Source organism: Nocardia wallacei (assembly GCF_029869545.1).
Taxonomy (GTDB): domain Bacteria; phylum Actinomycetota; class Actinomycetes; order Mycobacteriales; family Mycobacteriaceae; genus Nocardia; species Nocardia wallacei_A.
The window spans coordinates 1-7,091 of record NZ_JARWQD010000135.1; the positions used below are offsets into that span (position 1 = coordinate 1).

General features: G+C 70.3%; 4 protein-coding genes. 1 reads left to right on the top strand and 3 read right to left on the bottom strand.

The window, feature by feature from the left end; translation table 11 throughout:
* Positions 1–217: 217 nt before the first annotated feature.
* The 3 genes from alaS to QH290_RS10640 form a co-directional block, all read right to left on the bottom strand.
* The gene (gene alaS / locus QH290_RS10630) at positions 218–2,884 is read right to left on the bottom strand and encodes an alanine--tRNA ligase (RefSeq protein ID WP_280382715.1); all 2,667 of its coding nucleotides are present in this window, start codon (positions 2,882–2,884) and stop codon (positions 218–220) included.
* Positions 2,885–3,000: 116 nt separating this feature from the next.
* Positions 3,001–4,344, bottom strand: coding sequence for a replication-associated recombination protein A (locus tag QH290_RS10635; protein WP_280382716.1), 1,344 nt, complete (start codon positions 4,342–4,344; stop codon positions 3,001–3,003).
* Between the two features lie 33 nt (positions 4,345–4,377).
* Positions 4,378–5,547 carry a phosphotransferase family protein gene (locus tag QH290_RS10640; protein ID WP_280382717.1) on the bottom strand — a complete coding sequence of 390 codons (1,170 nt, stop codon included), beginning with the start codon at positions 5,545–5,547 and terminating at the stop codon, positions 4,378–4,380.
* A 227-nt stretch (positions 5,548–5,774) separates the two neighbouring features.
* Between QH290_RS10640 and QH290_RS10645 the strand changes: the two genes are divergently transcribed.
* Entirely contained in the window at positions 5,775–7,076 is a 1,302-nt protein-coding gene (locus QH290_RS10645) for a hypothetical protein (protein WP_280382718.1), read from the top strand.
* The last annotated feature ends 15 nt before the right edge of the window (positions 7,077–7,091 follow it).

Here is a 7,091-nt window from a genome sequence, read left to right on the forward strand (position 1 = left end):
TGCGGTAGAGCCGAGATCCCGGCGGCCCGAACGGGTTCGCGACGAAACGGGCCGCGGTGAGGCCCGGCCGCCCCAGATACCCGCGCGAGAGCTGGCCACCGGCCACGTACAGCTCACCCGGCGCCCGTTCGGGTCGCGCACCTGGGCCTTTCGACCCGGGGCGGGGGGCCGCCGGGGCGGGGGGGCCCGGGCGACTCCGAACTCTCGGAGGTGTCCATCAGGCGGCCAGCTCGGCCACCCGCGCCCGTACCGCGGCCAGCCCCGCCTCGATGCCCGACGGGTCGGATCCGGCGCCCTGCGCCATCTCCGGCTTGCCGCCGCCGCGACCGGCGATGCTCGGGCCGAAGCTGCCGACCAGGTCACCGGATCGGAACCCGAGCTCTTGCGCGGGCTTGTTCACCGTGACCACGAACGGCACCTTGCCGTCGGCATTGCCGAGCAGCACGACCACGGCGGGTTCGGAGCCGAACCGGCCGCGGATATCGGTGGCGAGGGTGCGCAGATCGCCCGCGCCCACGCCCTCGGGCGCGGCGGCGGCCACCAGCAGCACCTTGCCGGTGCGCTGCGCCTGCTCGACGAACGTCCCGGCCTGCGACAGCACCGCCTGCGCCTTGGTGCGCTCGAGCTCCTTCTCGGCGGCCTTGAGGCGCTCGACCAGCTGCTCGACGCGGCCGGGCACCTCCTCGCTGGGCACCTTCAGCGACGACGCCACACCGGCCAGCAGCGCGCGCTCCTTCGCCAGATACTTGTAGGAGTCCAGGCCCACGAATGCCTCGACGCGCCGCACGCCGGAGCCGACCGACGATTCCCCCAGCACGGTGATCGGGCCGATCTGCGAGGAATGCTCGACGTGAGTGCCGCCGCACAGCTCCATCGAGAACGGCCCGCCGATCTCCACGACGCGCACCTCGCTGCCGTAGTTCTCGCCGAACAGCGCCAGCGCGCCCATGGCCTTGGCCTTGGGCAGATCGGTGACGAAGGTGTTGACGGGGAAGTCGGAGCCGACCGCGTCGTTGGACACGGCCTCGATATCGGCCTTCTGCTGCTCGCTGAGCTGACCCTGCCAGTTGAAATCGAAGCGCAGGTAGCCGGGCTTGTTCAGCGAACCCGCCTGCACCGCGTTCGGGCCGAGCACCTGCCGCAGCGCGGCGTGCACCATGTGGGTTCCGGAGTGGCCCTGGGTGGCGCCGCGCCGCCAGGCCGGATCGACCTGGGCGAGCACGGTGTCGCCCTCGGTGAGCTGGCCCTGTTCGACCGTGGTCTTGTGCACCCACAGCTTCTTGGCGATCTTCTGCACGTCGTTGACGCGCAGCTTCAGCCCGGGCGCGGTGATCGATCCGCGGTCGGCGATCTGACCGCCGGACTCCGCGTAGAGCGGGCTGCGGTCCAGGATCACCTCGACGTCCTGCCCCGCGGTCGCGGTCGGCACCCGGACGCCGTCGGCGATCAGCGCGAGCACGGTGGCCTCGGTGGCGAGTTCGTCGAATCCGGTGAACTCGGTGGCGCCGCGGTCGACCAGTTCCGTGTAGACCGACAGGTCGGCGTGCGCGTGCTTGCGGGCGGCCGCATCCTCCTTGGCGCGCTGGCGCTGCTCGGCCATCAGCGTGCGGAAGCCCTGTTCGTCGACCTCGAGCCCGGCCTCGGCGGCCATCTCCAGGGTCAGGTCGATCGGGAAGCCGTAGGTGTCGTGCAGGGTGAAGGCGTCCGAGCCCGCGATCTTCCTGCCGCCGCCGGACTTCACCTCGGCGACGGTCTCGTCGAACAGCCGCGACCCGGTGGTCAGCGTCTTGAGGAAGGCGGTCTCCTCGCCGACGGCGACGTTCTCGATGCGTTTGAAATCGCTCGCCAGCTCCGGATACGACGGCGACATGAGCTCGCTGACGATCTTCATGAACTCGCCCATCACCGGCTTCTCGGCGCCGAGCAGCCGGGCCGAGCGCACGATGCGGCGCAGCAGGCGGCGCAGCACGTAGCCGCGGCCGTCGTTGCCGGGGTTGACGCCGTCGGAGATCAGCATGGCGGCGCTGCGCGCATGATCGGCGATCACCCGGAAACGCACGTCGTCGGCATGATCGATGGCGTACTTCTTGCCGGTCAGTTCCTCGGCCTTGGTGATGATCGGGCGCAGCAGATCGGTCTCGTAGACGTTGTCGACGCCCTGCAGCAGCATGGCGACGCGCTCGACGCCCATGCCGGTGTCGATGTTCTTCTTCGGCAGCGACCCGATCGGCGGATGCCCTTCCTTGGGGCTCAGCTCGCCGCGGATGTCCTGCATGAAGACGAGGTTCCAGATCTCGAGGTAGCGGTCCTCGTCGGCGACCGGGCCGCCGTCCTTCCCGTACTCGGGGCCGCGGTCGAAGTAGATCTCCGAGCACGGGCCGCCGGGGCCGGGCACGCCCATGTCCCAGTAGTTGTCCTTGCCGTCGCGGAACTGGATGCGCTCGGCGGGGATTCCGGCGACGCGGGCCCAGATCTCGGCGGCCTCCGGATCCGATTCGTAGGCCGTCACCCAGATCCGCTCGGGATCGAATCCGAAGCCGCCCTCCTCCTGCGACTTGGTGATCAGCTCCCAGGCGAGGGTGATGGCCCCCTCCTTGAAGTAGTCGCCGAAGGAGAAGTTGCCCGCCATCTGGAAGAAGGTGTTGTGCCGGGTGGTGACGCCGACCTCGTCGATATCGCCGGTGCGCACGCACTTCTGCACGCTCGTCGCGCGCGGGAACGGCGCCGCCTCCTGACCCAGGAAGTACGGCTTGAACTGGACCATGCCCGCGTTGACGAACAGCAGGTTGGGGTCCGGCAGGATCAGCGAGGCACTGGGGACCTCGGTATGTCCGGCACGGACGAAATGCTCCAGGAAGCGCCGTCGAATCTCGTGGGTCTGCACAGATATCCAGCCTACCGGGAGCGGTCCAGAGAGTTTCCCGTGCCTATTGCCTTCGGTTCGCTCGGCGGTGGCCCGCACCGGCTCGCGGGCAACACGCGGGACGGGCGAGTACGGGCTCAGCCGTCCCGCACGATGCGGCGCAGTTTCGTGACGCGCGGACCGACCTCGCGTTCGTAGCCGTGATCGGTCGGGTGGTAGTAGTCCGTGCCGATCAGCTCATCGGGCGGATACTGCTGCGGCAGCACGCCGTCCGGGTGGTCGTGCGGGTACTTGTAGCCCTGGGCGTTGCCGAGTTTCGCCGCGCCCGCGTAGTGGCCGTCGCGCAGGTGTGGTGGGACCACGCCCGCTTTGCCCTGGCCGATATCCGACAGCGCGGCGCCGATGGCGGCGGCCACGGCGCCGGATTTCGGGGCGGTGGCGATGTGGATGGTGGCGTGGGTCAGTGCCAGTTGCGCCTCCGGCATGCCGACCAGCTGCACCACCTGGGCGGCGGCCACGGCGGTCTGCAGGGCGGTCGGGTCGGCCATGCCGACATCCTCGCTGGCCTGAATCATCAAGCGGCGGGCGATGAATCGGGGATCCTCGCCCGCGCTGATCATGCGGGCCAGATAGTGCAGGGCGGCGTCGACGTCGGAGCCGCGCAGCGATTTGATGAACGCGCTGATGACGTCGTAGTGCTGGTCGCCCGCGCGGTCGTAGCGCACCGCCGCCTTGTCGACGCTGGCCTCCACCAGGTCGACCTCGACCGTGCCGTCCAGCGACGACTCCGCCGAGGCCTCCAGTGCCGTCAGGGCGCGGCGCGCGTCGCCGCCCGCGATGCGGACGATGTGGTCCAGCGCCGCCTCCGAGACGGTGTACTGCCCGGCCAGCCCGCGCGGGTCCGCGACGGCCCGCCGCAGCACCGCGCGAATATCGCCCTCGGACAACGACTGCAGCTGCAGCACCAGCGAGCGGGACAGCAGCGGCGACACCACCGAGAACGAGGGGTTCTCCGTGGTCGCGCCGACCAGCAGGACCACCCGGTTCTCCACCGCCGCGAGCAGCGCGTCCTGCTGGGTCTTGGAGAAACGGTGCACCTCGTCGATGAACAGCACCGTCTGCTCGCCCGCCAGCAGCCGCCGCCGGGCGAGGTCGATGACGGCGCGGACCTCCTTCACCCCCGCCGACAGCGCCGAGAGCGCCTCGAAGCGGCGGCCGGTGGCATGCGAGATCAGGGATGCGAGCGTGGTCTTGCCCGTGCCGGGCGGCCCGAACAGCAGCACCGACGCCGCGCCCGACCCTTCCACCAGGCGCCGCAGCGGCGACCCGGGGCCCAGCAGATGCTGCTGCCCCACCACCTCGTCCAGGCTCGCCGGACGCATCCGCACCGCCAGCGGGACGTGCTCGCCCGCACCACGGAACTCCACCGCGGTCCCCGTCGCCGACTCCGCGCCCGGCGCCTCGAACAGTCCGTCACTCACACCTGACGACGGTACCGGCGAGGTCCGACAGCCCTACTCCTCCCAGTACTCCTCGAGGGTGGCGGAGACGTGTTCGGCGAAATCGCCCAGGGCGTCGTCGCCGGTGCAGCGGGCGTCCTCGGCCAGGGCGGCCCAGCGGTTGATGAGGGCGGCCGAGCGCGGGACCGACAGGCCGTGCTCGCGGGCGGCGGCGATGCGGGTGTGGTCGCCGGGCAGGAACCAGTAGGTGGTCAGCCACACCCAGATCAGGCGGGCCTCCAGGATCCGCTCGGCCAGCAGCGCGTCGTCGGCGAGGGCGGGCCACACGCCGACCACCTCCGAACGCCACGCCTCCACCATCTGGCGCGCCCGCTCCCGCGACAGCTCGAAATCGCACAGGCAGCCCGGGAACGACACCAGCGCGTAGGCGATGTCGAGGGTGGCGTCGCGGAAACCGCCCCACTCGTAGTCGAGGAACCGCGCGCCCTCCTCGTTGAGAATCACGTTGTCGGGGCACAGGTCCGACGGGCTGAAGGCGCGGAACCGCCCGGCCGAGAACAACCGGTTGCCGCGCACGATCCGCTCGGCGATCTCGCCCGGCACCTCGATGCCGAGCTCGCGGGACAGCAGGCCGGGCACCTCGCCGATCGCCGCCTCCGCCTGTTCGGCGATGCCGTCGACGCGATGCACCACGTCGACCCGGCGCAGCAGCGCCACGAAATCCGGCTCGCGGCCGACGGTCGCGGCGTGCATGCGGCCCAGCGCCTGCGCGAAGGCCATCAGCGCATTGCGCGTGGCCGGTTCGGCGCCGGACTGCAGGACCGTCGTCATCGAGGTGTTCTCCCCGAGGTCGCTGAGGATCAGCAGTCGCTCGGGCAGGCTGTGCGCCAGCAGGTACGCGCCGGGGCGATGCTGGCTGCTCAGCGCGGTGGTGAACTGATACGACACCGCCTCACGCAGGAATGCGGAGTCGATGCTGGCCACACCGGGTGCCAGGCCGCCGATGCGGCGATCCTGCGCGGCACCGCGGACCTGCTTGACGATCAAGGTCCGTGGAAGTGAAAAGGCGTTCTCCGCAACACGCACACGCAGTACCGTCGTCCTGCCACTGCCGCTGAGCTCGATCGGATCGCTCAGCTTTACCGGAGCACCCATTCGCTTTGTGAGCAACTGTTGTGCCGCGGACACGACTTCGGCGGCGCGTTCGGCCAATAGTGCGGTCATCGCGATCCAAGTTACTCGCTTCAGGTCACTTTCAGCGAGCGGTTCGACAACCTTTCGCGCGTCGCTCGGCGTGTCATTGTGAAGCATTTGCTACCACTGCCGGATTGTGGTCAGGCACCACCGAACACCCGGACCGCGGTTGCTTGACACATCCTGGCCCGTCCGGTTGTCTCATCGTCAACTGCTGTGTGCCACACCGTAACCCAGGTGATCGAAAGGTCCTCCCGATGACCGACACCCCGCACTCGGAGCCGACGCGCCGCGAGGCGGCATCGTCCGGCGACACACCGGCGGAGGGCGGTGAGCGGCGGCCCGCGGCAGCTTCCGGACAGCATCACGACCCCGAGCCCGCCTCCGGCGCCGAATCGCCCCGCGAGCACGGCCGCCACGAGATGCCCGGTGCGGCCGGATATCCCCAGTTCGAGGGCCCGGGTGCCGCACAGTACGGCAGCGAACCGGTGGCGCCGCCGCCCGCGATGTCGTCGCAGCAGACGGGCCCGGCGGCCCCCATACCGTCGCCGCAAACCGCCCCCCGTGACGCGCCCGGCGGTAGCCAGACCCCCTCGGACACCGGCTACGGGGAGCCTGCGGGCACCGCGCCGGGCCGAGGCGGCTCCACCTACGGGGCGCCCGAGGGCAACGCACCAGGCCGTGAGGGCACCGGCTACGGCACACCCCCGGGCGCGGCATCAGGCCAGGGCGGTCCCGGTTACGCACCGCCGGGCGGGGCACCCGGCCAGGGCGGGCCTGGCTATGGCACACCGGCACAACCGATGCCGGGCTACGGCGAGCCGTCGTATGGTCCACCCGGGCAGGCGTCCGGGTGGGCGCCGCCCGGGGATACGCCGCCCCGGTACGCCGAGGCGCCACCGGGATACGGCCAGCCGCAGCATGCCCCGCCCGCTCCCCCACCGGCCGGGCTCAACGTGGGCGACGCGCTCGGCTACGGCTGGCACAAGTTCCGCGACAACCCGATTCCGTGGATCGCCATCACCCTCGTGGGATTCGTCGCCTACCTCGCGGTCACGCTGGTGATCAACGTCGGCGACGTGAACTCGCTGCTGCCGATTCTGCTGATCTTCCTGGTGGTCGCGCTGGTGGTGTGGCTGTTGCAGGCGGCCATGATTCGCGGCGGCCTCTACGAATGCGACGGCACCCCACCGGATTTCCAGGCGTTCTTCGGATTCGTCAACGCGGGCAACGTATTACTGACCGCGCTGCTCGTGTTCGTCGCCGCGTGCATCGGCATGGTGCTGTTCGTGATCCCGGCCTTCATCGTCGGCTTCCTGTGCATGTTCTCGCTGCACTTCGTCATCGACCGCGACCTGGACCCGTTCTCGGCGATCAAGGCCAGCGCCGAACTGGTGATCGCGAATGTGGGGCCGGTGCTGCTGCTGGCGCTGGCGGTCGTGGTGCTGACCTTCGTCTCGCTGCTGCTGTGCGGGATCCCGCTGCTGGTGACCGGCCCGCTGACCGCCATCGCGATGACCTACTCCTACCGCATCCTCGTCGACGGGCTGATCGCCTGACGGCGCTCAGCCCCG